Below are 24,264 nucleotides of genomic sequence, written 5' to 3' on the forward strand. Positions count from 1 at the left end.
GTTTGCGGTTTTGCCGGATGGGATAGCGAGATGGGGGCCAGTGGCCCCCATTGTCGTTTTTGCCTCGCACCGCCAGAAGGGGTAGGGTGTATCTGTTTGAAAAATATCCGCTTATCTTGCCGGATATGGGCATGGCCAGCGGGATCCGCTAGCATAGGCGGCAACATATATGACCGATACGCTTTTAACCTGCGTGTTTAACAAACGAGAGTTTAGATGGATGACCTGTTAGCCCCTGTGCGCCAGTTTTTGCAGTGCGAGACCCCGGATGAGTGGGTGGAGATGGCGCGGGATCCGGCCCGTTTACCGACCCTGCTCATCGATCACGCCAACTGCGAGACCAAGGCTGCACTCACTGCCCACAGTCTGGTGCGCCGCTACTGCCTGCCGAAGGGCAAGCGCCATCTGCTGCCCAAGCTGGAGTTTTATCGCGAGCTGGATGCCATCCCGGAGAAGGCCGAGATCCTGGGCAAACGCAGCATGGGGGAGTCTGATCGCACCGTCTTTGCCGAACTGGAACGCAATCCGCTGCTGTTTCCCATGGTGCGACTCATTCAGGAGGAGCTGCACCACTTCGAGCAGGTGCTGGAGATCATGCAGGCCCGCGGCATCGAATACGGGCCGGTGACGGCCTCCCGCTATGCCCGCCAATTGATGCAGCATGTGCGCACCCATGAGCCGGCCACCATAGTCGACAAGATGATCATCGGCGCCTATATCGAGGCCCGCTCCTGCGAGCGCTTTGCCAAGCTGGCGCCCCATCTGGACGAAGAGCTGAGCCGTTTCTATGTCTCTTTGCTGCGCTCTGAAGCGCGCCACTATCAGGATTACCTGAGCCTGGCCGAACAGTACGCAGGGGAGGATATCAGCGAGCGGGTGGCCTTCTTTGGCAAGCTGGAAGCCGAGCTAATCTGCTCGCCGGATCCACAGTTCCGGTTTCATAGCGGCCTGCCTGTCACATCTGACAGTTGTTGACGCACAGGGGGCAAACTACTATTGCCCTGTTCCTACTACGAGCGACAAGTAGTTACTTTTGAGCGCAATTCCCGGCCCTGAGCCGGGATCTTTTTTTCTGTCGTACCTCCTTCCTGCCTTTGGCGCTCTATGCTGAATCCCTGGCTATTTTTGCGTATTCCCCTTGCGATGAAATCCTGTTCGATCAGCCGGTTATTGTGGTGATAAAGTGCTCATTCAATTGGCTCACCCTTGTAGAAACGGGCGAAACCGTGTACTTTTTTGCCTTCGCAAGATTTGAATAACCAATCAATAGGAGCGTGTATGCGCATTGTTCTGTTGGGGGCTCCGGGCGCCGGCAAAGGTACCCAGGCTCAGTTCATCATGGAAAAACACGGTATTCCCCAGATCTCCACCGGCGACATGCTGCGTGCGGCGATCAAAGCGGGCACCGAGCTCGGTCTGAAAGCCAAAGCTGTGATGGACGCAGGTCAGCTGGTCTCTGACGACATCATCATCGGTCTGGTCAAAGAGCGCATCGCTCAGCCGGACTGCGCCAAAGGCTTCCTGTTGGACGGTTTCCCGCGCACCATTCCCCAGGCGCAAGCCATGAAGGACGCCGGTGTCGTGGTTGATTTCGTGCTGGAGTTCGATGTGCCGGACGAAGAGATCGTCAAGCGCATGAGCGGCCGTCGCGTTCACTCCGGCTCCGGCCGTACCTACCACGTGGTGTTCAACCCGCCGAAAGTGGAAGGCAAGGATGACGTGACCGGTGAAGATCTGGTGATCCGCGCCGACGACGAAGAGACCACAGTACGCAAGCGTCTGGATGTATATCATCAGCAGACCGCGCCGCTGATCGGTTTCTACGGCAAAGAGGCGGAAGCGGGCCACACCCGTTACGTCAAGATCGACGGCACCCAGCCGGTTGATCTGGTCAGCAAGCAGCTTGCCACCATTCTGGGCTGATCTTTGCTGCCGGCACTGTTTCCCGTGCCATCAGATAAATAAAGAGAAGGGCCCTGTCGGGCCCTTTTTGCATAATGACAGATAGACAGGAAGCCAACGTGACCACGAAAACCGGAATATTGCTGGTCAATCTGGGTACCCCAGCCGCACCGACCACCGCTGCCGTCAAAGCATTCCTCAGCCAGTTCCTGCACGATCCCCGTGTGGTGGACCTGCCCCGTTACCTCTGGTGCCCGCTGCTCCACTTCATCATCTTGCCGACGCGCTCGCCCAAAGTGGCCAAGCTCTATCAGCAGGTGTGGACCGAGCAGGGCTCGCCGCTGATGGTGATAAGCAAGCAGCAGCGTGCTGCGCTGGAGCAGGAGCTCAAGCGGGAGGGGGTTGAGGTGCCGGTGGAGCTGGCGATGACCTATGGTTCCCCGTCAGTGAATGATGGCTGGCAGGCGCTCAAGGCCAAAGGGGTCAACCGGGTGATCCTGTTGCCGCTCTATCCGCAATATTCGGTCAGTACCACCGCCTCGGTCTTCGATGCCTGGGGCAAGGCGATGAAGAGAGAGCGCAATCTGCCGGTGGTACGGCTCATTCGTGATTATCACGCCCATCCCGAATACATTCAGGCGCTGGCCATGAGTGTGCGCCGTCACTGGGAGCAGCACGGTCAGGGTGATCACCTGCTGATGTCGTTCCACGGTATTCCAGAGCGCTACGAGAACGAAGGGGACCCCTATGGTCACCAGTGTCGCCATACCGCCAGCTTGCTGGCCGAGGCGCTCGGGCTGGAGGCCGGGCAGTGGACGGCCAGTTTCCAGTCCCGCTTTGGCAAGGAGGAGTGGCTCAAACCCTACACAGACGTGACCATTGGCGGTATGCCTGCTGCGGGCATCAAGCGGCTCGATGTGATTTGCCCTGCCTTTGCGGCCGACTGCCTCGAAACCCTTGAGGAAATTCAGGTACAGAATCGGGAGATCTTCATGGAGGCCGGTGGCGAGCGGTTTGAATATATTCCGGCCCTCAACAGCGATCAGGCCCATATCAGGATGATGGTCTCGCTCATCTGCCGCGAATTGGCATGAGTGACCGGCAGTCAGTCAAACAAGGAGTCGAGTCATGGTACATATCACGCTGATCTACGCAGGCCTGCTTGGGCTGCTGTTTCTGGGGCTCTCCTTCTGGGTGGTCAGACGCCGCGCCCAGTTCGGGGTGATGATAGGGCAGGGGGAGGCCCCCGAGCTGCTGGCGGCGATCCGGGCCCACGGCAATTTTGCCGAGTATGTGCCGCTGACCCTGCTACTGATGGCGCTGTGCGAGCTCTCCGGTGCCGGTGCGCTCTGGCTGCATGCCGGTGGCTCCATGCTGCTGGTCGGTCGCATCCTGCATGCCATTGGTATCCAGATCCCCAAAGCCCCCAATGTGCCCCGTTTTCTGGGCACTTTGCTGTTCTGGCTCGTCCTCGGCCTCTTCTCGCTGCTGGCCCTGTTGCAGGGCATGGCGGCCGCCTGAAAACAGGCGCTTTTTTATGCTAAGGAACCACCCCGGGTTGGGTGGTTTTTTTATGGTGAAAAGGCAAACGTTTTTCCTTGCGGGCCTTGTCTATACTGACTCCATTATTTAAACAGGGCGACTTTTCGGGGCGGCGGATTGTGTTAAAATCCCGCCCCTCTTTCCCCCAGAGCACAGAACATTGCCATGAAATTTCCCGGTCAGCGCAAGTCCAAACACTACTTCCCTGTCGACAGACGCGATCCCCTGGTGCCGCAAAATCCCCTGTTAACCGAGCTGGGCAAAGCCTACGTGGTCGGGATTGATCAGACCCTGGTTGATATTGAAGCCCATGTGGATGAAGACTTTCTGACCCGTTATGGTCTGAGCAAGGGGCACTCCGTCGTCATTAGTGATGATGTAGCTGAACGGATTTATGACGAGCTCAAGGCCAACAACATGGTGGTGAGCGAGTTTGCCGGTGGTACCATCGGCAACACGGTACACAACTACTCGGTACTGGCCGACTCCCACTCCATCCTGCTGGGTGTGATGAGTCAGGACATTCGCATCGGCTGCTACGCCTACCGTTATCTGTGCAACACCTCTTCCCGCGTCAATCTGGACTATCTGCAGCCGGTGGATGGCCCCATCGGCCGTTGCTTCACCTTCATTACCGAGTGCGGCGAACGCAGCTTCGGCATCAACGCCGGCAAGATGAACCAGCTGGATGTGCAGCACATTCCGGAGGATGTGATCAAAGGGGCGTCTGCACTGGTGATCACCGCCTATCTGGTACGCGGTGACGATGGTGATCCGATGAAAGAGGCGGCCATGACCGCGGTGCGTTATGCCCGTGAGGCCGGTATTCCCGTGGTGCTGACCCTGGGCACCCGTTTCGTCATCGACGAAAATCCCCAGTGGTGGCGCGACTTCATTGCCGAGAACGTGACCGTGCTGGCGATGAACGAAGACGAAGGGGAAGCCCTGACCGGCATAGCTGATCCGCTCGGTGCTGCCGACAAGGCGCTCGACTGGGCCGATATGGTGCTCTGTACTGCTGGCCCCATCGGCCTCTACATGGCGAGTTATACCGACGAGGACTACAAGCGCGAGACCACTCATACCCTGTTGCCGGGCGTTATCCCCGAGTTCAACATGTATGAGTTCAGCCGCCCGATGGCCCGCGCCAAGTGCCGTAAACCGGCCCGCATCTACTCCCACATCTCCCCGTATATGGGTGGCCCGGAGAAGATCAAGAACACCAACGGGGCAGGGGATGGCGCGCTTTCCGCCGTGCTGCATGACATGGTGGCCAACTCCTATCACCGGATGAATGTGCCCAACTCCGCCAAGCACATCTCCGAGTTCCTGACTTACTCCTCACTGGCCCAGGTTTGCAAATACGCCAATCGCGTCAGCTACGAGGTCTTGGCCCAGAGCAGCCCACGTCTCTCCCGCGGTTTGCCGGAGAAAGAGGACAGCCTGGAAGAGGTTTACTGGGAGCGTTGATCTCCTGAATCTGCAAGACGCCTCCATCGGGAGGCGTTTTTGCAGGCAAATGGGGGTTATCCCGGCTTTTTTCCCGGAATAACCCCAATATGCTTGAGTCCATGTCACTTTTACGACACCATTTGGCCATCGTATTGTCGCCCGACAATGCCGCAGCACCCGAAAGAAAGAGAGAATCCCATGAGCATGCTTAACGACAACCTTGACGCCAATTTCCAACTGTTTATCGAACAAGTCCGCGAGTCGGGTCAGGTGTGGGGTCTGCGCTATGGGGAAGACTGGGTCGTCTGCCGCTCCGCCGAATTTGAAGATGCCGACGTGATGCCGCTCTGGTCTGCCGAAGAGGACGCCCGTCTGCACTGCGTCGACGAGTGGGCCGATTACGAGCCGGAAGTGATCGATCTGGAAGAGTTTCTCGATATCTGGATCAACGATCTGGATGAAGATGATGTGCTGGTCGGCCCGAACTGGAACGCCGATCTGGAAGGCCAGGAGCTCGAACCCATCGAGCTGGCCAAGGCACTGGTTGAACTGGACGCCTGAAAGCGCCTCCACTGATGGCCTGAACGCACAGGCCATCGGGACAAAGACCGGCATCCGTGAGGGTGCCGGTCTTTTTTATGGTCGAATGGCCCGATTGATGAGTTAAAAGCCGATTTGCCTTTGCACCTGTCAGAGGGATGGTCCATCATCAACCTTTTGCCAAGGGAGGAGCGCCATGTTTGTATTCGACGTAACGGGAGCTGCGGGTGAGAAGGCCAGCATTCGGGTGCAGGCGCTGGATTGGGCGCAAGCCGGACCAGTGACCTTCCAGTGCGATGACGATCAGCTGGCGGTCCTACTCCTGAGCGGTTGTCGTTGCGATGCTGTGGGCTTTTTCAACCTGTTGGCGGGGTGCAAACCGCTCTATATCGAGCAGTGGCTCAGCTACCTGCAAGAGAGTGGCCGCATTGGCAAGTGGAGTCACCAGACCGAGAGTCCCGCCGATGGGGACTATCTGGCCAGAGCCGGTCTGGAGCACGATGAGCTCAATACCCTGCTTGGCCAGGTCTATCAGGTGGCGGGGTTCAATCGCCTGCAAATCAACCGTTACCTCAAAAACCGCCACAATCCTACTACACTGGCGACCCGTTACGATCAGAAGGAGCTGGAGCGCTATCGCCAGCTCAATGACATCATTCTGACCCTTTTGAAGCTGAAGCATCCTCAGTAAAGAGCCCCAGCTGGCTGATATCCGGTCGCAGCGGTTGCGGCCGGGCGATCAGATAGCCCTGCAAACCATCCACGTACATCCCCTGCAGCAGCTGTTTCTGGCCAAGCTGTTCCACCCCCTCTGCAATCACCTGACACCCCATCCGATGTGATACATCGACGATCATCCGCACGAACTGCTGGTTGGTCTGATCCTGCTCCAGCCCGGTGATCAGGGCAGGGTCCAGCTTGATGTAGTCGGGCTTGAGCTCGCGAAACAGGGTAAAGGAGCCGATCCCCTTGCCGAAGTTGGCGATGGCCGAGCGGCTGCCGTTGCGGCGCAGCAGTTCAAACACCCGCTTGGCGCCGGTCAGGTTGCGTTCCAGATGCTCTTCATCCAGTTCGAACACCAGATTGGCACTGGTATTGGGATCTTTGAGCAGCTGGCGGTCAAGCCAGATCAGGAAGGCGCTATTCTGCAGCAGGTTGGGGGAGAGGTTGATCCCCCAGCGACTCTGGTTGGCACCAAAGGCCCGGTACTGACGCATGATGTGGGTAATGACCAGCTGCTCCAGCCGCATCACCATATCGAGCCGCTGTGCCATGGCAAACAGGGTGTCGGTGGGCAGGGCGGTGCCGTCATTGCCGCTGAAGCGGGTGTAGATCTCGTTGTAAGCCAGCATGCTGCGGTGCAGGGGTTGGATCGGCTGGTAGGTAAAGCTGAGGCGCTCCTGTGCCAGCACTTCGGTCAGCACGTCGCGCCAGTGGTGTTGCCCCTGCAGATCGGAGGCGCTGTCATCCTGCTGGATGGCCCAGCCGTTGATGGTTTCAGTCTGGGCGCGAGCCAGCGCCAGATCCGCTCTGGCCAGCACGGCTTCAATTTTCTGGCCGCTGCTGAGCTTGGTCAGCCCCGAGTAACCGGTGCTCTCCAGCTCGTGCTGATCCTGATAGTGATCGAAGGCCACCTTCAAATCCTGTCCCAGCAGATGGGGAGGAATATTGGCCACCGGTTGCACCAGCACGGCGAAATCGGCCCCCGAAATGCGGTAGACCTGATTGCCCGGGAAGCGGCTTACCACCCGCTTGATAAGGGCCGCCATGTCCTTGATGTAGGCATCACCAGATTGGAAGCCGCGCTGGGCGTTGATCTTGCCAAGCTCGGTGGCACGGATCAGCACCAGGGTTGCGGTTTGGGTATCCTGATCCCGCTGCAGCAACTCGGTCATGTCGCGGCGAAACGCGTGGCGGTTGAGTAGCTGGGTCAGCTCGTCGGTGGTGGCCAGATTGCTGAGCTCGGTCAGCTGGCGATGAGCGCTCTGCTCGGCACTTTCGAACTGCTCCAGCAGCTGTTGCAGCACCTCCCGGGAGGCGGGCTCATCGAGTTGTGAGGGATCCCGCCCCCTGATCGCCTTGATCCAGGTGAGCTCCTGATGCTGGAGCATGCCATCCATGGTGCGTATGGCCAGCATCAACAGCAGGATCATGCCAAGCAGTGTGGTGGCCAGAATAATGGCCAAAGTGAGCGGTGTGCTCTGAAGGGCCAACCAAACTGCTTGCAGGAGCAGCAGGGGTATGGTCACTATGGTGGCGATCAGAAAGAGGGTACGTCCGAGCTTGTGAACCATCTTGTCATCCTTGAAGTGGCTGCTTTGTGGGGGAATTTTAACCAAGCTGGCGGAGCAAAGCATGCTATTCCTCGCAACTCGGTGAAAAGGGTCAATTGAGATCGGTTAAATGTGAGTGAAACCACTTTCACAGGTGCCGAAACAGGCGAAGATGAGTTGAAAATAGATCAAACAAGGCAGAGGTAAATCATGTTGTTAGAGCCCGAAAATAGTGCCAAAGCACGACAATTATTGAACCAGAGTATGGCACTGGTGCTGGCGGGTGGACGTGGTAGTCGCCTGAAGCAGTTGACTGACAACCGCGCCAAGCCTGCCGTCCATTTCGGTGGCAAATTCCGGATCATTGATTTTGTGCTCTCCAACTGTATCAACTCGGGGATCCGCCGCGTTGGTGTAGTCACCCAATACAAATCCCACAGCCTGCTGCGTCACCTGCAATCGGGCTGGTCCTTCCTGCGTTACCAGATGAACGAATTCATCGACCTGCTCCCTGCCCAGCAACGGGTGGACGAGGTGCACTGGTATCGCGGCACCGCCGATGCCATCTATCAGAACGTCGATATCATCCGCGACTACGGCCCCAAATACCTGGTGGTGCTGGCGGGGGATCACATCTACAAGATGGATTACGCTGCCATGCTGCTCGACCATGTGCGCCTTGGTGCCAAGGTGACGGTCGCCTGTATCGAGGTGCCGCGGGCCGAGGCATCGGCCTTCGGGATCATGGATATCGACGAGCAGCGCAAGATCCGCGCCTTCGTCGAAAAACCGGCCAATCCGCCCGCCATGCCGGGTTGCGAAGATCGCTCGCTGGCCTCCATGGGGATCTACATCTTCGAGGCGGAGTACCTCTACCAACTGCTGGAGGAGGATATTCACAATCAAGACTCCAAACACGACTTCGGGATGGATGTGATCCCCCGCATCGTGGAGGAGGGGATGGCATTTGCTCACCCCTTCAACATGTCCTGTGTCGGGGCGCGCGAGGGGCAAAAGCCCTATTGGCGTGACGTGGGCACGCTGGACTCCTTCTGGGAAGCGAACATGGATCTCGCCTCCGTGCTGCCCGAGCTCGATATCTACGATCAGAACTGGCCCATCTGGACCAGCCAGACCCTGACGCCACCGGCCAAGTTTGTGCAGGATCGCAATGGTCAGCATGGCATGACCATCAACTCCATGTTCTCGGGCGGTACCATCGTCAGCGGGTCATTTGTGCTCAACTCGGTGCTCTTTACCAATGTGCGGGTGCACTCCTTCTGCACCCTGGATCAGGCCATCATCTTCCCCGGGGTAGAGATTGGCGCTGGTTGCCGTCTGCGCCGGGTGGTGGTGGACAAGGGATGTGTGCTGCCCGATGGGCTGGTGGTGGGCGAGAATGCCGATGAGGATAGCCGCCGCTTCTACCGCTCCGAGCAGGGGATTGTGCTGGTGACCAAGGAGATGCTGGACAAGCTGGTTTGAGGAAAGTCCTTGAAACTGTGTCAGACGCTGTAATGCAAAGGGAGCCAAACTGGCTCCCTTTTTTATGCTGGTGAATGGCGAAGATTACTCGCTAACCACCGCTTTGGCGGCCATCACCATGGCGGTGCCGTGCTTGCCACCGGCAGCTGTCACTTGCGGTACGCCATCTTCATCGGTGTCGCTGCCGGCACCTTCGATGATGTTCTCGCCGGAGTCGCCGATCCACTCGGCCATCTGCATGCCACCGTTGACGGTGCCACGGAACCAGCTGACGTACTGACCGGTCAGCTTGGCCAGCTCCAGCTCGGGCGCCTTCTCGGCCCCTTCGTTGCGCAGGTTCAGCATGGCTGAGCGCAGGGCGCCGGAGATGGCAGCCTGGGTCCAGGGAGTGTATTCACCCTGTTTACCCGCCAGCCAGGTGCCCGCCTTGGCATTGAAGTAGGCCTTGTCGGCAGCGATAAACAGCTCGCGGGCGGCAGTGCGGTACTTGGCATCGGTGGTGGCGAGGAACGCAGCCGTCAGACCACGGATGGCGGCGAACTGCGCATCGATGGAGTGGCCGGCATCGAGCTTGCCACCCAGGGTGATGCCGTCATGCACCAGACCATTTTTGCCCTTGAGGTTGGCAAGGATGAAATCGGCCTGTTTGCGGATAAGCTCAAGCGCCTGCTGACCCTGCTGGGTCTTGAGGTTCAGCTCGCCATTGTCACCGGCGGCGTAACCGACCGGCAGCGCGTCCTGAGCTCGCTGGAAGATCTGCAGGGCGACCAGTGCGTAAGCGGCGTCAAAGGTGGTGACGTGCTTGCCCTGTTTGCCTGCCTGCCAGCTGTCGACCAGGGTACCAGCCTTGGTATCAAAGTGCAGGGCCGCCAAGTTCTTGAAGGTGAGGTTGGAGAGATTGATCGCCAGCGAGAAGGCATCGCTGCCCGCAACGGCTTTGCCCAGGTTATTGGCCTTGTTGGCAGCCGGTGCGGCGGCAAACGGCGCGCCGTCAAACACGGCGTGGAAGGCCGGGTTCTGGTTGGTGTTGGCGCTGCGCTGATCGCTGAAGGCATAGAACTCGGAGAGCGGCCACAGCATCATCCAGGCATCGCGCAGCTGGGCGGAACCATCCACCACCTCCAGCTTGCCGATGGCACCGGCATCGTTGTTGCTGGTTTCGGTCACTTTCACCTGATGGGGGAAGTAGACAACGCCCTTGGCCGGATCGTACTGCGGGGTGATCTTGGCGCCCAGTTGCTTGCCATCGAAGCCAAGCTGGTTCTGCATGATGGTCAGCTTGTCGATGGATTGCTCGGTCAGCATCATGCCGTTGAAACCGTCAGCGGCGGAGACGCCCAGCTTGTGCTTGCCATCCTGATCCATGGTGGCGGAGGCGGCTTCCACCTCTTCATCGGTCTCGGCCACGTGCATGCCGCCGAGGAAGTCTTGCGACCACATCACCTCTTTGAGCAGGATGCCGCCCACCGCTGCGGGCACCAGCAGGTTGTCACTGCCGCTCCAGCGCAGGGTGCTGTAGTCGCGGAAGTAGGCGGGTACCTGGGTCTTGACGGTTTTTTCGGTGCCTTTGGCGGTCTTGATGGTGATCTGGTCGCCATTGACCGGGGTGGCGTTGACGGCCTGGGCAAACTCCGGATTGGCGGAGGCGTAGGGCAGGGAGAGGGGATACATGCCCTGCGGCACTTCATCAGCCGGGAAGCCAACGGCATCGGCCATGGCCAACACCCGTTGCCCCAGAGAGGCCATGGTGCCGCCACGGGCCAGGTTTTGCGGCCCATTCACCAGATGAGGGCCCATACCGGATTGGTAGTTGAGGGCGTACATCGCCTCTTCGGAGTATTCGTAGGATTCGATGCCGGCAGCGAAGTCGAACGGGGTCGGCTCATCGGCACGGTTGGCATCCAGCACGTCCAGATCCAGCCCCAGCGCTTCGGCCAGCGGCTCACCGGAGAGCTCGAATTCGGTATAGGCCAGCATGTTGGCGGCGGTATTGAATGCCTTGTCTTCGACCTTGACGGCAGCGTGTGCGGCGCCGCTGATCAGTGCGCAGGCGATCGCCTGAACCAGTACGGTTTTTCTCATGTCCCTTCTCACCATTGGTTTTATTATTGACGCTTCTCATGACGAATCTAAATGAGAATGGTCTGCATTATGCTGTGTTGAGGGGGACTTGAGAAGTAAAAAACCGCCCCATTCGGCTGCACGTTAAACCGGATGTGCGCTGTCGAAGAGGACGGTTATCTGTTTATTGCGATGAAAGTGCCAGTGCGGCGGCGATCAGAGCAGCTTGAACGGGATCACCAGACGGCCCGGCTCCACCTTGAGGGCTTCGACCTTCTCCTTGATCCTGGCTTCATTCTTGCGGCTACTGTCGAGGCGGTAGACCGGCGTCTGCGACAGGAACAGGGAGAGCGACTGATTGAAGGTGGGCAGCAGCGGGGTGAGGGCGGCCCCGATATCGGCCGGCTCGGTCTTCACCGAGACCAGCTCAAGGTCGCGTAGATAGATGGCGCCTTGATCGGCCACATAGTCCGGGCGTGCGCTCAGGGCAAAGCGGATCTTCATCTGCTGGCTGCCAAGGGGGCTGCTCACCTGCAGGTCGCCAGCGGCGTCCAGCTCGATGCGATCTGCTTGCTTGCGGCCGATACGGCTCTGCATCTCATCCAGACGGATCTTGCTCGACATGATGCCGGGGATCCCCAGCTGTTTTTCAAAAGAGACCTGATCTTTGAGGTACTGGTTGATTTCGGCCTCGCTGACGTTGTATTGGGTCAGGGAGCAGGCCCCCAGCAGCAAGGCGAGGGGGAGTAACAACAGCTGTTTCAACATGATGGATTCCGCTTGGGCAACTATGATGGCGCTATCTTACGCGATAACGGGCGTGGAATGAGAGCCTCATACCGTGGGAAATCACGGAGTTGCTGCATTCCCGATTGTTTTTTGGCAACCGACGGGTTCATCATCGACGGGTGAGCGGAATAGGGCCGATCAGTTGGCTGCGGGTGTGGGTCTACGCACAGAGAACGAGGAGAGCGTAATGGTTCGGATGGGCAAGGTTGGCCGCAGGGCGCTGCTGTGGCTTGGCTGCATGATGGCACTGTGGAGCCCGTCGCTGTGGGCTGAGGTGAAAGTGATCCCGGTCTTCGAGGCGCAGGCGGCGGTGCAGACCCTCAAGGAGATCTATCCCCAGCTTGGGGTGAGTGCCATGGGGAATCAGCTGGTGCTGAGCGGGACGCCAGCCCAGCTGCAGGAGGCCGAAGCCACGCTGGCGCAGGTCAACCAGCCACCGCAAAGCCTGCTTATCGAGTGGCGGGTCGATGGTGCCGCCAGCGGTCAGCAACTGGGGGGCTCAATCAGTCGCGACGAGGCCAAGCGGCAGTGGCTGGTCGATGGCAACGCCCGGCAGTACCAGCGCAGCCAGAACGACAGCTGGCAGGTGCGCGGGCTGTCGGGCCGTCCCGTGCTGCTACAGATGGGCTCCTATCAACCGGTCACCTTCTATCAGTGGAATGGGGGAGCCGTGGTGGGGATGATGCCGCTGGTGAACGGCCTCTATGCCACGGCCACCTTGATTGGGGATCGGGTGCAGATTGCGCTGAGCAGCGAACAGGCGAGGCTGGATCAGGGCACCATCAATCGTGGGCAGAGTGCCACCGAGGTGAGCGGGGCCCCGGGCCAGTGGCTGACGGTGGGGGAGCTCTCGACCAGCTCAGCGGATCAGGGGAGTAGCCTCGGCACCCAGCTACAGGGGGGGCGAGGCAGCCAGAGCGAGCGCCAGACCCTGCAGATCCGGGTCACTCGTCAATAGGTATCAGCCCCGTTAGTGGGGCTCATCGGCAGCATATTCGCGCAACTGGCGACTGCGCAGCAGATACCAGAGCGCCCAGAGGCTGGCGACCAGCACCAGTGCGGTGGGCCAGCTGAACGACCACTTTTGCAGATTGAGGCTGTGCAGTTGCATCAGCAGGCCGCTGACGGCAGAGCAGAGTAGCAGCAGCGGGCTGTGGCGCCGGAGTCTGGCGCGAATGCTTTGGGTCTGCTGATAGGTGCCGCCGCAGGCGAGCAACGCCAGCATGGCGGGCACGTCGGTCAGCAGGCTGATGTAGAGGGTGATCTTGTCCGGATAGAAGAGGGTCAGGATCTCGCTGCCGCTCTCGCGGGTGACCCCTGCCATCAAAAAGAGCCAGACCGAGCGGGTCAGCAACAGGGCGATGGGCCAGAACCAGAGAGGCGGGCGCAACTGGCCGTGATCGTCATATCGGTGTTCGGGGTAGAGGGTCATTGTTGCCCGTTATCCACTTGAATTGAGTGATGGAAGGGATATGGGGCGACGAAGCGTCCTTTGCAAGGCGTTGGGCGTGGCGCAAATTAATCGGGGGGCCATGCCCCCCAATCCGTTTCTTCAGATATCGCAGCGTGCGTCGGCGGCGTTACAGCCAGCCTTTGCGCTTGAAGAAGAGGCCGGTGCCGAGCGATGACATCACCATCAGCACCAGTGACATGGGATAACCATACTCCCAGGCGAGCTCCGGCATGCGGCCGAAGTTCATGCCGTAGATACTGGCGATCAGGGTCGGCGGCAGGAAGATGACCGCGGCCACCGAGAAGATCTTGATCACCTTGTTCTGCTCCAGATTGGTCACCCCCATGGAGGCCTCCAGCTGGAAGTTGATCTTGTCGAACAGGAACTGGGTGTGGGGCAAGAGAGACTCCACGTCGTGCAGCATCTCGTCGATCCACTTGTTCTGCTCAAGGCTCATGCGCTGGCGCAGGCTGCGTTTGAGGAAACGCAGGGCGCGGCGGGTATCGTGCAGAGAGAGACGGATCTGGCCGTTGGCCTCTTCCTGTGCCATCAACTCTTTCAGCATTGGGTTGATCTGATCCGGCTCGAAGATCTGATCGGCGGTGTTTTCCAAGGTCTTGTAACCATCTTCGATAAGGTCGGAGAGGTACTCCACCTTGAGGTTTTGCACCTCCAGCAGGATATCGAGGGCATCCTCCACCTCCAGCCGATCCTGGCGCATATAGTGGCGCAGCAGGCGCACCAGCCCGATGTCATCTTCGCGAATGCTGATCAGCAGGTTGTTGCGCAGGGTAAAGGAGACGTGGACACCCTTGGTGTCACGACCGATCCGCTGGGGAAACAGGGAGTGAATGTGCAGACCATCGGTATCCCAGTAAAAACGGGCGGATGCTTCGATGTCGTCGAGCTCTTCCTTGTCGGGGACCTCTTCCAGGAACAGGCCCGTCAACCATTCTCGCTCTGCCGTGTCCGGCTTGTAGGCATCCAGCCAGACCGTGTTGTCAGGTACTATGTCGTCAGGCCCGAGCGTGACTATGTCCAGCACCTTGTTGTTGAGAATGTAGGCGGTGATCATCTGTCCCCCCTTAAAAAGTCATGGGTAATCAGGGATGGTTGCACAGGTCATGCGGCCTTAGATCGCTGCAGAAGGCGATCCCGTGGATAAGCAGATCGGGCCGATGGAAAACCTGAATGCGGCGAACTATACAGTGGCGGGCCGCGCTTGTCAGGGGCTATTCATCAGGGATTCAGCTTGTTTGTTCAAAAAAACAGCGAGGTCGGATCACCTGAGCGGCTATGCGGGGTAGAACCCAGCCTTTGGCTGGGGGAGGGCTAGCTGGGGCTGCTTGTTGCCGCTGCCCCGCTTCATTACATATTCGGATAATTGGGCCCGGATCCCCCCTGTGGCGGCGTCCAGATAATGTTTTGACTGGGGTCCTTGATATCGCAGGTTTTGCAGTGGATGCAGTTGGCGGCGTTGATCTGCAGTTTGGCCGCGCCTTCCATTTCCAGCACTTCAAACACCCCTGCCGGGCAGTAGCGTTGGGCGGGTTCGGCCCAGGTGGGCAGATTGACCTCGACCGGAATGCGCTCGTCCTGCAGCTTGAGGTGGCAAGGCTGATCCTCGTCGTGACTGGTGTTGGCCAGATACACAGACGAGAGTTTGTCAAAGCTCAGTCTGCCATCGGGTTTGGGGTAATGGATGGGCTCGCAGCGGCTGGCCACGCGCAGCTGACGGTAGTCGTGAGCCTTATCGAGCAGCTTGAAGGGCGAGTTTGCGCCAAACAGCCGTTGCTCCAGCCAGTTGAAGGCACCGCCCAACCAGGGACCATAGCGATGAAGAGCCGCGCCGAAGTTGCGCGCCGCCTTGAGTTCGCGGGCCAGCCAGCTCTGGTGCAGCTCGTCACCATACTGGGCCAGATCCCGTCCACCCTCATCGCCCCCCCGCAGCGCCATCGCGACGGTTTTTGCCGCCAGCATCCCCGATTTCATGGCGGTGTGGATCCCCTTGATGCGGGAAAAGTCGAGGGTGCCCGCATCACAACCGATCAGCAGGCCGCCCGGGAAGTGCATGCGGGGCAGGGAGTGCCAGCCCCCCTTGGTGATGGCGCGGGCGCCGTAACTGATGCGTTCACCCCCTTGCAACACGCCGGCGATAAGCGGGTGATGCTTGAGACGCTGGAATTCGTCGAACGGGCTGAGCCAGGGATTCTGGTAGTTGAGATCGACAATCAGCCCGACTGCCACCTGATCCCCCTCCATGTGATAGAGATAGAAGCCACCGTGGCTATTGCCGCCCCCCTGCTTGCCAAGGGGCCAGCCACTACCGTGCAGCACCTGTCCCGCCTTGCCCCGATCTGCTGGCAGTTGCCACAGCTCCTTGAAGCCGATGGCATAGTGCTGGGGCTGGGCAGGGCTTGCCAGGTTGAAGTTGGCGATCAGCTGCTTGCCGAGATGGCCGCGGGCCCCCTCGGCAAAGAGGGTGTAGCGGCCGAGCAGCGCCATGCCGGGCACATGATCTGCTTTCGGATTGCCCGCCCGATCCAGCCCCAGATCGCCTGTGATCACCCCCTTGACCCGGCCCGCTTCCATGATAAGTTCGCTGGCGGTAAATCCCGGGTATATTTCGACTCCCAGTTTTTCCGCCTGTTGGCCAAGCCAGCGGCAGAGATTGCCGAGGCTGACGATGTGACAGCCCTGATTGTGCATCCGGGGTGGCACCGCCCAGGCGGGGAGTTGCAGGGAGCGTTGCTCGCTTTGCAGCAGATGAACCTGATCGTCGCTGACCGGCACGCCGAGCGGCGCTTGCTGCCAGCCATCCGGCAGCAGCTCTTGCAAGGCGACGGGATCAAACAGGGCGCCGGAGAGCAGATGGGCGCCAATTTCCGCCCCTTTCTCCAGCAGACAGACAGACAGAGTGGCATCCTGCTGTTTCAGGGCGATGGCTGCACTGAGCCCCGCCGGACCGCCGCCGACGATGACGACATCAAATTCCATTGCTTCCCGTTCCATCTTGCCTCTGCGCTCTGGTTGGCCTAGGGTAATGCTGGTAGTTTACGTAAACGTAAAGTGGTTGTAAGCAAAACTGAGCAAGAAAAAGCAAAAAATCAGGGAAGAGCGTACTGCAACAAACGCAGAGGCACACTAATGAATTTAATCCAAAGAGACGAGGCATGACCCCATGAAGCTGCTGGTCGCAATCAAACGGGTAGTGGATTACAACGTCAAGATCCGGGTCAGGGCGGACGGCTCCGATGTGGAGCTGGCCAATGTGAAGATGGGGATCAACCCCTTTTGTGAAATCGCGGTGGAGGAGGGGGTCAGGCTGCGGGAAGCCGGGGTTGCCAGCGAACTGGTGGTGGTGACCTTCGGCCCTGACGCTGCCGCCGAGCAACTGCGCCATGGGCTGGCGTTGGGGGCGGATCGGGCGCTGCATTATGTCACCGATGAGACGCTCACCCCGCTGACGGTTGCCCGCGCCTTGCACAAGGTGTGTGAGCAGGAGCAGCCGGATCTGGTGCTGCTCGGCAAGCAGTCCATCGATTCAGACAACAATCAGGTGGCCCAGATGCTGGCTGCCCTCAATGATTGGCCGCTGGCGACCTGCGCGTCAGCCCTCAAGGTGGAAGCTGGGGAACTGCTGGTGACTCGCGAAATCGACGGTGGCCTCGAGACCCTCGGCATGCCGTTGCCTGCGGTGGTGAGCGCCGATCTGCGTTTGAATGAACCGCGTTTTGCCTCGCTGCCCAACATCATGAAGGCCAAGCGCAAGCCGCTTGATAGCGCTCCGTTCTCGACACTCGCCGTTGAGGTGGCCAACCAGACCCGTTTGCTCGGGGTGATGGCGCCGCCAGCCCGCAGCGCAGGGATCAAGGTGGGCTCGGTGGACGAGCTGGTGGACAAACTCAAACACGAAGCGAAGGTGCTGCCATGAGCGTGCTGATCATTGCCGAACATCATCAGGGCCATCTGGCCGACAACGTGGCACAACTGGTGACCGCCGCCGGATCCATCGGCGGTCAGGTTGATCTGCTGTTGCTGGGTCAGGGGCTGACCGAGGCGGGTGAACAGGCGGCAGCTCTCGGCGGTGTCGACAAGGTGTTGCTTGCCGAGCATCCCCTGCTGGCCGACGGGCTGCTGGATGGGGTGGACAAGCTGCTGGCCAGCTGGTGCGAAGGTTACAGCCACTGCCTGATGGCGGCGAGCACCATGGGCAAGGCGCTGCTGCCACAAGTAGCGGCTCGGCTCGGGGTGGAGATGCTCTCCGAGGTGACGGCTATCGAGAGCAGCGACACCTTCCTGCGCCCCATCTATGCGGGCAATGCCATTGCCAGAGTGGTGAGCTCGGCGCCCGTCAAAGTGATGACGGTGCGGGCTACCGCGTTTGCCAAGGCGGCGACGGGCGGGCAGTCTCCCATCGAACGCTTGGCCGTGCCCGAATTCGCTGGTCGTACCCGGTTGGTCGAGCGCCGCGCGGTGCGCTCCAGCAGGCCCGAACTGACCGCCGCCCGGGTAGTTGTCTCCGGTGGCCGGGCTCTGGGCTCCAAGGCTCAGTTTGCGCTGATTGAGGCGCTGGCCGACAAGCTGGGCGGTGCTGTGGGGGCATCGCGAGCCGCCGTTGATGCAGGATATGTCGCCAACGATCTGCAAGTGGGGCAGACCGGCAAGGTGGTGGCGCCGGAGCTCTATATCGCGGTCGGTATCTCGGGGGCCATCCAGCATCTGGCGGGGATGAAGGAGTCGAAGGTTATCGTGGCCATCAACAAGGACAGCGACGCCCCCATCTTTCAAATAGCGGACTACGGACTGGTGGGGGATCTCTTCACTCTGCTGCCGGAGCTCACCGCCAAACTGTAAATTTGTCAGAAATGGCTGAGCTGAGGTGGTTTATGCGCTCTGCCCGCCATTTCTGTGCATGTTCCCTGCAAGCCCTGACCCGTTCAGGGCTTTTTCTACTGCAAGGGGGACGCAGAGTGACGGTAAAAGGTTGAGCCAGCTCCCAAAAAGCCTTTGATCCGTTGGCTGCTCTTGTGTAAAACCTGACAAGTCATCGATTACTCTCATCCACTCACGGAAAGCGTCATGAGCAAACAGATTTACAACTTCTGCGCCGGCCCCGCCATGCTGCCGGTTGAAGTCATGGAGCGCGCCCAGCGCGAATTTTGTAATTTTCAGGGGCTGGGAGCCTCGGTCATGGAGCTTTCCCATCGCGGCAAGCCCTACATGGCGGTGGCCGAGAAGGCTGAAGCGGATCTGCGCGAGCTGCTGGCGGTGCCGGACAACTACAAGGTGCTCTTCATGCACGGTGGCGGCCGCGGTCAGTTCTCCGCCGTGCCCATGAACCTGCTGGGCGGGGCCAACAAGAAGGCGGACTTCCTGCTGACCGGCGTCTGGTCCCAGAGCGCGGTGGATGAAGCCAAAAAGTATGGCGATATCCAGACCTTCCAGGGGGTTGCCAAGAACGAGCAGGGGATCTCCCACCTGCTGCCGACCCCGGCGTTTCGCGCCGATGCGGCCTATGTTCACTACTGCCCGAACGAAACCATTGACGGCATCGAGATGTTCGACATCCCGGCCACCGGCGAGGTGCCGCTGGTAGCAGATCTCTCCTCCACCATTCTCTCCCGTCCTCTCGACGTGAGCCGCTTTGGCATCATCTATGCCGGTGCCCAGAAGAATATCGGCCCGTCCGGGCTCGCCATCGCCATCGTGCGCGATGATCTGCTGGATCAGGCCAGAGCCGATGTCCCCTCGATTTTCGACTACAAGCTCACCGCCAAGAACGACTCCATGTTCAACACGCCGCCCACCTACGCTTGGTATCTGGCCGGTCTGGTGTTCGAGTGGCTGAAAGAACAGGGTGGCCTCGAGGCGATGGAAGCGCGCAACAAGGAGAAAGCCGACTTCCTCTATGACTATCTCGATCAGTCGAGCTTCTACGGCAATCAGGTGGATGTCAGCTGCCGTTCGCGGATGAACATCCCGTTCCAGTTGAAAAATGCCGAGCTGGACAAGCAGTTCCTGGCCGAATCGGAAGCCGCTGGCCTGCTGGCCCTCAAAGGACACCGCATTGTCGGTGGCATGCGCGCCAGCATCTACAATGCCATGCCGCTGGAGGGAGTGAAGGCCCTGGTGAGCTTTATGGATGGCTTTGCCAAACGCCACGGCTGATAAGAGTGCCCCTATGTGTTTGCTGGTGGCCTCTCGTGACAACTCGTGAGCCGCTTCCAGCTATTGCAGTGATTCAAGACGCCTGGGATACCCCGGCGTCTTTTTTTCAACAGAACCTGCGCGCTGGCGTTTGCCGTGCGATTTCCCCTGAAAGTGCCCTTGCCGAGCGGGACGCAGGCTGTTAACGTCCGGACAGGCGTTTATTTTTGAGATAGCACAGGAAGTCTATGAATTCGTTGCGTTTGGAACCCATTTCTCGTGTAGCCGGTGAGGTCAATCTGCCCGGCTCCAAGAGTGTCTCTAACCGTGCGCTGCTGCTGGCGGCGCTGGCTCGTGGCACCACCCGTCTGACCAACCTGCTCGACAGCGATGACATTCGTCATATGCTGGCTGCGCTGACCCAGCTAGGGGTCAAGTACAAGCTCTCCGCCGACAAGACCGAGTGTATCGTTCAGGGTCTGGGCCGCAGCTTTGCGGTGAAAGAGCCGGTCAATCTGTTCCTCGGCAACGCCGGTACCGCCATGCGACCGCTCTGCGCCGCCCTGTGCCTCGGCTCAGGTGAATATACCCTGGGCGGCGAGCCGCGCATGGAAGAGCGTCCCATCGGCCATCTGGTGGATGCCCTGCGTGAAGCGGGTGCCCATATCCAGTACCTCAAACACGATGGTTATCCGCCGCTGGTGGTGGATGCCAAGGGGCTGTGGGGCGGCGATGTGCACGTCGATGGCTCCGTCTCCAGCCAGTTCCTGACCGCGTTTTTGATGGCAGCGCCGATGGCGGCCGGTGATACCCGGATCCACATCAAGGGGGAGCTGGTCTCCAAGCCTTACATCGACATCACTCTGCACATCATGAAGCAGTTCGGGGTGGTCATCGAGCACGACAACTACAAGCTGTTCTACATCAAGGGCAACCAGACCTACATCAGCCCGGGTGATTTTCTGGTGGAAGGGGATGCCTCCAGCGCCTCCTACTTCCTCGCAGCGGGCGCCATCAAGGGCAAGGTGCGGGTCACCGGTATCGGTAAGCACAGCATTCAGGGTGATATCCACTTCGCCGACGTGCTGGAGAAGATGGGCACGCGCATCACCTGGGGTGATGATTTCATCGAGGCGGAGCAGGCGCCGCTGCACGGAGTGGATATGGACATGAACCATATTCCCGATGCGGCCATGACCATCGCGGTTGCCGCGCTGTTTGCCGAGGGGCCGACCTCCATTCGCAATATCTACAACTGGCGGGTGAAGGAGACCGATCGTCTGCACGCCATGGCGACCGAGCTGCGCAAGCTGGGCGTCGAAGTCGAGGAGGGGCATGACTTCATCACCGTGACCCCGCCGACCCAGCTCAAGCATGCCGAGATCGATACCTACAACGATCACCGTATCGCCATGTGCTTCTCGCTGGTGGCGCTGTCGGATACACCGGTCACCATCAATGATCCCAAGTGCACCTCGAAGACCTTCCCGGATTACTTCGACAAGCTGGCCAGTATCAGCCAGCGTGGCTGATCACTGAAAAAACCGTCATCACCGACGCTTCGGGCCCGCGCTGAGCGGGCCTTTTTGCCTTCCTCATCCGCACTTCCATTTTGCTTAGCATCATTTCAATAACTTGCAAGATTGATATATAAAATAGTTTTGTGATTGCTGTAATTTCCTATTTACACATGCCCTGTCGCGGGCTATGTTGAGATTTCCTAATCGCAGTCATCTAGCAGGAAGCCTTGTCATGCAGCATCAAACCGACGACGTTCGTATCAGTGAAATCAAAGAGTTATTACCCCCGGTTGCGGTGCTTGAGAAGTTTCCGGCTACCGAGGTTGCCTCGTCCACCGTTTTTGAATCCCGTCAGGCCATTCACAATATCCTGGCCGGCGAAGATGATCGTCTGCTGGTGGTGATTGGTCCTTGCTCCATCCATGATCCGGTCGCCGCGCTGGAGTACGGCAAGCGCCTCAAGGCGCTGCGCGACGAGCTGAAAGATGAGCTGGAGATCGTGATGCGGGTCTACTTCGAAAAACCGCGTACCACAGTGGGTTGGAAGGGGCTGATCAACGATCCGTACCTCGACAATAGCTGCAAGATCAACGATGGTCTGCGCATTGGTCGCAAGCTGTTGCTGGATCTCAACGACATGGGGCTGCCAACTGCCTCCGAGTTCCTCGACATGATCACCCCGCAATATGTGGCGGATCTGATGAGCTGGGGCGCGATCGGCGCCCGTACCACTGAATCCCAGGTACACCGCGAGCTGGCCTCCGGTCTCTCCTGTCCGGTGGGCTTCAAGAACGGCACTGACGGCACCATCAAGGTTGCCATCGATGCCATTGGCGCTGCCAGTGCGCCGCACCACTTCCTGTCGGTCACCAAATACGGTCACTCCGCCATCGTGGCGACCCGCGGCAACCCGGACTGTCACATCATTCTGCGTGGTGGTCGTGAGCCGAACTACAGCGCGGCTCATGTCAGCGAAGTTGTGAAGGGGCTGGAGAAGGCCGGTCTGCCTCAGAAGGTGATGATCGACTTCAGTCACGCCAACAGCAGCAAACAGTTCAAGAACCAGATGGTGGTGGCCGAAGACGTAGCAGGTCAGCTGCGTGCCGGCAGCAAAGCGGTGTTTGGTGTGATGGTGGAGAGCCATCTAGTAGAAGGCCGTCAGGATCTGGTGGAAGGGTGTGAACTCACGGTCGGCCAGAGCATCACCGATGCCTGCATCGGTTGGGCTGATACCGAAGTGCTGCTGCGCAACCTAGCGGATGCCGTCGCAACCCGTAACGCCCGTTAAAGCTATCCTGGTGGCGCTGTTAATCGTCAACGCGCCGCTGGAACAACAACGATGCCGTTCGGGCAAGTCGAATCCATAAAGCAAAAGCGCGACCCTCGGGTCGCGCTTTTTCGTTGGTGAAGTGGATTACCAACGGTAGGTTTTCAGCAGAGCCTCCAGTTTCTGGCACTGCTCTACCAGCTGAATGCTGGCGAGATTGGCGGCGTGCGCCTGACCCAGGGTGTCGTTGGAGGTGTTGCGAATATCGCTTACCGAGCTGTCAACCTCATGGCAGACCCTGTCCTGCTCTTCGGCCGACTGCGCCATCTGGGCGTTGAGGTCGTTGATGCGGGCGATGCGCTCGATGATGTTCTGCATGGCTGCCAGGGTCGCTTCGGTCTTGCTGATGCTCTCATCGGCTTTGCTTTTTGCATCCCCGATCACCGTAACTGCGCTCTGGGCCTCATTTTGCAGGGCGGCGATCATCTGGGAGATCTCTTCGCTGGCGGCGCGGCTGCGGTTGGAGAGGGCCCGCACTTCATCGGCCACCACCGCAAAGCCACGGCCTTGCTCACCTGCCCGCGCCGCTTCAATCGCAGCGTTGAGGGCCAGCAGGTTGGTCTGATCGGCAATCCCCTTGATCACCTCGAGCACACCGTCAACCGCAAGACAGCGGCTGTCGAGTTGCTGGATCACCTGATCCACCCGATCGATCTCTGCCGACATCTCGCCCATATCGGTGATGGAGTGCTGGGCGAGGCGGCTGGTGTCGGCGGCATCCTGATTGGTGAGGGCGGAGAGCTCGGCGCTGTGGCGGGCATGTTCGCGCACTTCATGAGAGCTGGCGGCCAGCTCGCTGACGGCGGCGGCAACCTGGGTGGTCATCCCCTCTTGCTGGCGGGCCGAGTTTTCGGTCTGGGTCGCGACCTGACGGATCTGGTTCGACTCCTGATAGAGCTGGTGGGTCGCCCCTTCCACCTCCTGCAGGCTGTGGCGGAATCCCTGCACCATGTCATTGACGGCGCGGGTCATCTGGCCCAGTTCATCCCGGCTGTGATTGACCAGGGGGAGGGCGAGGTCGCGCTCTTTGGCCATCCGGATCATGGTGAGCTGCAGCTGGCGCAGTGGGTGTTTCACGTAGCGTTGCAATACCCACCAGAGCAAGCCGAAGCCGAGGCTGAAGACGGCGGCCAGGCTGCCGCTCAGGATCAGGTTGTTGTGGCGGATCTCGCCGAAGGTGTGGCTGAGGTCATAACTGATCCGCACCGCCCCCATCACGGTCCCCTCATTGACCTGGTGACAGGTGAGGCACTGGGTACCGCGATACTCCTTGTAGGCTTTGAACGGTTTGATCAAGGTGAGCAGGTTGCCCTGCTGCTCCAGAATGGCTTCACCCTGATTGATGGCACGCTCATCGAGGGGATCCTGCGCTTTCTGATCCGGATGACCCGGGCCAAACAGGTTGCTGACGGCCGGCGCGCGCACCAGACGGGCCTCAACGATGCCCGCTTCACTCTTGAGTTTGGTCTGCACTATCTGCCGGTTGGCCATGCCACCGGTCATCATCAGCACGTTCACCTGATCCATATAGGTGTTGGCCATGCTCTCAACTTTCTCCTCTGCCAGCCGGATGGCGAGATCCCGTTGCAGCCAGGCGGAGAGTTCGAAGCAGAGGCCAAAGGTGGTGCTGATGACCAGCGCAAGAGGGAGGAATATTTTCCAGTTCAAGGAGAGGTTATGCATTTTGGGCAAGTTCCATGCGCTTGGTGTTGTTATGTGATCCCGTATCATCTTGATCGTAGACGAAGAAACGGCGGGAGATGGTTCTCT

General features: G+C 59.4%; 21 protein-coding genes. 14 read left to right on the forward strand and 7 right to left on the reverse strand.

The window, feature by feature from the left end:
* Positions 1-216 precede the first annotated feature (216 nt).
* The 7 genes from miaE to AACR14_RS06210 all read left to right on the forward strand — a co-directional run bounded on the left by miaE (position 217) and on the right by AACR14_RS06210 (position 6,127).
* Complete coding sequence (gene miaE, locus AACR14_RS06180; protein WP_005346385.1) at positions 217-975, forward strand: tRNA isopentenyl-2-thiomethyl-A-37 hydroxylase MiaE; 759 nt, start codon at positions 217-219, stop codon at positions 973-975.
* A gap of 303 nt (positions 976-1,278) precedes the next feature.
* Positions 1,279-1,923, forward strand: coding sequence for an adenylate kinase (gene adk, locus AACR14_RS06185; protein ID WP_005337083.1), 645 nt, complete (start codon positions 1,279-1,281; stop codon positions 1,921-1,923).
* Between the two features lie 98 nt (positions 1,924-2,021).
* The gene (gene hemH, locus AACR14_RS06190) at positions 2,022-2,996 is read left to right on the forward strand and encodes a ferrochelatase (protein WP_005351231.1); all 975 of its coding nucleotides are present in this window, start codon (positions 2,022-2,024) and stop codon (positions 2,994-2,996) included.
* 34 nt (positions 2,997-3,030) lie between these two features.
* A complete protein-coding gene (locus tag AACR14_RS06195) occupies positions 3,031-3,423 on the forward strand; it encodes an MAPEG family protein (protein WP_019445535.1) in 393 nt (130 codons plus the stop codon).
* 186 nt (positions 3,424-3,609) lie between these two features.
* Positions 3,610-4,914: an inosine/guanosine kinase gene (locus tag AACR14_RS06200; protein ID WP_019445536.1), complete on the forward strand. Its 1,305-nt coding sequence runs from the start codon at positions 3,610-3,612 to the stop codon at positions 4,912-4,914.
* 180 nt (positions 4,915-5,094) lie between these two features.
* On the forward strand, positions 5,095-5,457 hold the full coding sequence (locus AACR14_RS06205) for a DUF2750 domain-containing protein (RefSeq protein WP_005337077.1): 363 nt from the start codon (positions 5,095-5,097) through the stop codon (positions 5,455-5,457).
* A gap of 175 nt (positions 5,458-5,632) precedes the next feature.
* A complete protein-coding gene (locus AACR14_RS06210; RefSeq protein ID WP_019445537.1) occupies positions 5,633-6,127 on the forward strand; it encodes a hypothetical protein in 495 nt (164 codons plus the stop codon).
* Here AACR14_RS06210 and AACR14_RS06215 read toward each other — a convergent pair.
* Entirely contained in the window at positions 6,090-7,730 is a 1,641-nt protein-coding gene (locus tag AACR14_RS06215; RefSeq protein WP_026034950.1) for an EAL domain-containing protein, read from the reverse strand. The genes AACR14_RS06210 and AACR14_RS06215 overlap by 38 nt on opposite strands.
* Positions 7,731-7,919: 189 nt before the next feature.
* On the opposite strand from AACR14_RS06215, the gene glgC reads away from it, so the two are divergent.
* Positions 7,920-9,194 carry a glucose-1-phosphate adenylyltransferase gene (gene glgC, locus AACR14_RS06220; RefSeq protein WP_005337070.1) on the forward strand — a complete coding sequence of 425 codons (1,275 nt, stop codon included), beginning with the start codon at positions 7,920-7,922 and terminating at the stop codon, positions 9,192-9,194.
* Between the two features lie 84 nt (positions 9,195-9,278).
* Here the strand turns inward: glgC and AACR14_RS06225 are convergent, their stop codons facing one another.
* Positions 9,279-11,276 carry a hypothetical protein gene (locus AACR14_RS06225; protein WP_019445539.1) on the reverse strand — a complete coding sequence of 666 codons (1,998 nt, stop codon included), beginning with the start codon at positions 11,274-11,276 and terminating at the stop codon, positions 9,279-9,281.
* A gap of 195 nt (positions 11,277-11,471) precedes the next feature.
* Positions 11,472-12,023, reverse strand: a complete 552-nt coding sequence (locus AACR14_RS06230; protein ID WP_005337065.1) for a lipoprotein — start codon at positions 12,021-12,023, stop codon at positions 11,472-11,474.
* 259 nt (positions 12,024-12,282) lie between these two features.
* On the opposite strand from AACR14_RS06230, the gene AACR14_RS06235 reads away from it, so the two are divergent.
* The gene (locus tag AACR14_RS06235; protein ID WP_236284577.1) at positions 12,283-13,002 is read left to right on the forward strand and encodes a hypothetical protein; all 720 of its coding nucleotides are present in this window, start codon (positions 12,283-12,285) and stop codon (positions 13,000-13,002) included.
* A 12-nt stretch (positions 13,003-13,014) separates the two neighbouring features.
* On the opposite strand, the gene AACR14_RS06240 is transcribed toward AACR14_RS06235, so the two are convergent.
* The 3 genes from AACR14_RS06240 to AACR14_RS06250 all read right to left on the reverse strand — a co-directional run bounded on the left by AACR14_RS06240 (position 13,015) and on the right by AACR14_RS06250 (position 16,509).
* Entirely contained in the window at positions 13,015-13,476 is a 462-nt protein-coding gene (locus AACR14_RS06240) for a DUF2919 domain-containing protein (protein ID WP_019445541.1), read from the reverse strand.
* A gap of 148 nt (positions 13,477-13,624) precedes the next feature.
* A complete protein-coding gene (corA, locus tag AACR14_RS06245) occupies positions 13,625-14,572 on the reverse strand; it encodes a magnesium/cobalt transporter CorA (protein WP_005337059.1) in 948 nt (315 codons plus the stop codon).
* Between the two features lie 293 nt (positions 14,573-14,865).
* The gene (locus tag AACR14_RS06250; RefSeq protein WP_026034951.1) at positions 14,866-16,509 is read right to left on the reverse strand and encodes an electron transfer flavoprotein-ubiquinone oxidoreductase; all 1,644 of its coding nucleotides are present in this window, start codon (positions 16,507-16,509) and stop codon (positions 14,866-14,868) included.
* A gap of 169 nt (positions 16,510-16,678) precedes the next feature.
* Between AACR14_RS06250 and AACR14_RS06255 the strand changes: the two genes are divergently transcribed.
* From AACR14_RS06255 to aroG, 5 genes are all read left to right on the forward strand, one after another.
* Positions 16,679-17,431 (forward strand): electron transfer flavoprotein subunit beta/FixA family protein, encoded by a 753-nt coding sequence (locus AACR14_RS06255; RefSeq protein ID WP_019445543.1) that lies wholly within the window; start codon positions 16,679-16,681, stop codon positions 17,429-17,431.
* Positions 17,428-18,354 (forward strand): electron transfer flavoprotein subunit alpha/FixB family protein, encoded by a 927-nt coding sequence (locus AACR14_RS06260; RefSeq protein ID WP_019445544.1) that lies wholly within the window; start codon positions 17,428-17,430, stop codon positions 18,352-18,354. Before AACR14_RS06255 ends, AACR14_RS06260 begins: the two co-directional genes overlap by 4 nt.
* 225 nt (positions 18,355-18,579) lie before the next feature.
* A complete protein-coding gene (gene serC, locus AACR14_RS06265; RefSeq protein WP_005345045.1) occupies positions 18,580-19,668 on the forward strand; it encodes a 3-phosphoserine/phosphohydroxythreonine transaminase in 1,089 nt (362 codons plus the stop codon).
* Between the two features lie 227 nt (positions 19,669-19,895).
* Positions 19,896-21,179 carry a 3-phosphoshikimate 1-carboxyvinyltransferase gene (gene aroA / locus AACR14_RS06270; protein WP_019445545.1) on the forward strand — a complete coding sequence of 428 codons (1,284 nt, stop codon included), beginning with the start codon at positions 19,896-19,898 and terminating at the stop codon, positions 21,177-21,179.
* A 220-nt stretch (positions 21,180-21,399) separates the two neighbouring features.
* Positions 21,400-22,455 (forward strand): 3-deoxy-7-phosphoheptulonate synthase AroG, encoded by a 1,056-nt coding sequence (gene aroG / locus AACR14_RS06275; protein ID WP_019445546.1) that lies wholly within the window; start codon positions 21,400-21,402, stop codon positions 22,453-22,455.
* Between the two features lie 126 nt (positions 22,456-22,581).
* Here the strand turns inward: aroG and AACR14_RS06280 are convergent, their stop codons facing one another.
* The gene (locus AACR14_RS06280) at positions 22,582-24,177 is read right to left on the reverse strand and encodes a methyl-accepting chemotaxis protein (protein WP_019445547.1); all 1,596 of its coding nucleotides are present in this window, start codon (positions 24,175-24,177) and stop codon (positions 22,582-22,584) included.
* Between the last annotated feature and the right edge of the window lie 87 nt (positions 24,178-24,264).

The sequence above is a fragment of the Aeromonas sp. 159 genome (genome assembly GCF_963862045.1).
Classification (GTDB): Bacteria; Pseudomonadota; Gammaproteobacteria; order Enterobacterales; family Aeromonadaceae; genus Aeromonas; species Aeromonas veronii.

Excerpts from the sequence above, each read along its gene's own strand:
- aroA (WP_019445545.1), top strand. The coding sequence starts at position 19,896 with ATGAATTCGTTGCGTTTGGAACCCATTTCTCGTGTAGCCGGTGAGGTC.
- AACR14_RS06280 (WP_019445547.1), bottom strand. The coding sequence starts at position 24,177 with ATGCATAACCTCTCCTTGAACTGGAAAATATTCCTCCCTCTTGCGCTG.
- AACR14_RS06210 (WP_019445537.1), top strand. The coding sequence starts at position 5,633 with ATGTTTGTATTCGACGTAACGGGAGCTGCGGGTGAGAAGGCCAGCATT.
- adk (WP_005337083.1), top strand. The coding sequence starts at position 1,279 with ATGCGCATTGTTCTGTTGGGGGCTCCGGGCGCCGGCAAAGGTACCCAG.
- AACR14_RS06250 (WP_026034951.1), bottom strand. The coding sequence starts at position 16,509 with ATGGAACGGGAAGCAATGGAATTTGATGTCGTCATCGTCGGCGGCGGT.
- AACR14_RS06225 (WP_019445539.1), bottom strand. The coding sequence starts at position 11,276 with ATGAGAAAAACCGTACTGGTTCAGGCGATCGCCTGCGCACTGATCAGC.
- glgC (WP_005337070.1), top strand. The coding sequence starts at position 7,920 with ATGTTGTTAGAGCCCGAAAATAGTGCCAAAGCACGACAATTATTGAAC.
- AACR14_RS06255 (WP_019445543.1), top strand. The coding sequence starts at position 16,679 with ATGAAGCTGCTGGTCGCAATCAAACGGGTAGTGGATTACAACGTCAAG.
- serC (WP_005345045.1), top strand. The coding sequence starts at position 18,580 with ATGAGCAAACAGATTTACAACTTCTGCGCCGGCCCCGCCATGCTGCCG.
- aroG (WP_019445546.1), top strand. The coding sequence starts at position 21,400 with ATGCAGCATCAAACCGACGACGTTCGTATCAGTGAAATCAAAGAGTTA.
- AACR14_RS06205 (WP_005337077.1), top strand. The coding sequence starts at position 5,095 with ATGAGCATGCTTAACGACAACCTTGACGCCAATTTCCAACTGTTTATC.
- miaE (WP_005346385.1), top strand. The coding sequence starts at position 217 with ATGGATGACCTGTTAGCCCCTGTGCGCCAGTTTTTGCAGTGCGAGACC.
- corA (WP_005337059.1), bottom strand. The coding sequence starts at position 14,572 with ATGATCACCGCCTACATTCTCAACAACAAGGTGCTGGACATAGTCACG.
- AACR14_RS06195 (WP_019445535.1), top strand. The coding sequence starts at position 3,031 with ATGGTACATATCACGCTGATCTACGCAGGCCTGCTTGGGCTGCTGTTT.
- AACR14_RS06235 (WP_236284577.1), top strand. The coding sequence starts at position 12,283 with ATGATGGCACTGTGGAGCCCGTCGCTGTGGGCTGAGGTGAAAGTGATC.
- AACR14_RS06260 (WP_019445544.1), top strand. The coding sequence starts at position 17,428 with ATGAGCGTGCTGATCATTGCCGAACATCATCAGGGCCATCTGGCCGAC.
- AACR14_RS06240 (WP_019445541.1), bottom strand. The coding sequence starts at position 13,476 with ATGACCCTCTACCCCGAACACCGATATGACGATCACGGCCAGTTGCGC.
- AACR14_RS06230 (WP_005337065.1), bottom strand. The coding sequence starts at position 12,023 with ATGTTGAAACAGCTGTTGTTACTCCCCCTCGCCTTGCTGCTGGGGGCC.
- AACR14_RS06215 (WP_026034950.1), bottom strand. The coding sequence starts at position 7,730 with ATGGTTCACAAGCTCGGACGTACCCTCTTTCTGATCGCCACCATAGTG.
- AACR14_RS06200 (WP_019445536.1), top strand. The coding sequence starts at position 3,610 with ATGAAATTTCCCGGTCAGCGCAAGTCCAAACACTACTTCCCTGTCGAC.